Below are 432 nucleotides of genomic sequence, written 5' to 3'. Positions count from 1 at the left end.
ACAATGGTGGCGATGGGGTTCCCGGCCCGATTGCGGCAGGCCGGGGCCCCATATTGCGCGGTCGGTTTGGGATCAGTCGTCCCAGCCGCCGTCGCCGCCGCCGTCGCCTCGGCCGCCTTCGTCTCGGCCGCCGCCGTCGCCCCAGCCGCCTTCGTGGTCGCAGTCCACGCGGAAGCTGGCCACGATGCCGTCCTTGACGTGGACGCCGTCCTTCACGTGCAGGTCATCGACGCCGAAGCTGGTGCTGAAGGCGCCGACGGTGGCGACGGGGGCGCCGTTGTCGCAGACGGCTCCGCGGAAGACCTCCACACGCTTGTGGCTGTCGTTGCGGACGTTGAGGGTCTTGGCGCCCAGGCCGCTGATCACGGTGATGCAGTCGCCGGGGCGGGCGGAGTAGGACCGCTCGTTGACGAAGATCCGGCCTTCCCTTCT

The 432-nt window shown here is 70.1% G+C and carries 1 pseudogene; it reads right to left on the bottom strand.

Annotated elements, in window-relative coordinates:
• Nucleotides 1-72: 72 nt before the first annotated feature.
• Nucleotides 73-432, bottom strand: a pseudogene (locus tag ADK64_RS08665) (hypothetical protein); the annotation flags it as partial.

The organism is Streptomyces sp. MMG1121, assembly GCF_001280015.1.
Classification (GTDB): domain Bacteria; phylum Actinomycetota; class Actinomycetes; order Streptomycetales; family Streptomycetaceae; genus Streptomyces.
This window is presented reverse-complemented; position numbering and strand designations above follow the sequence as displayed.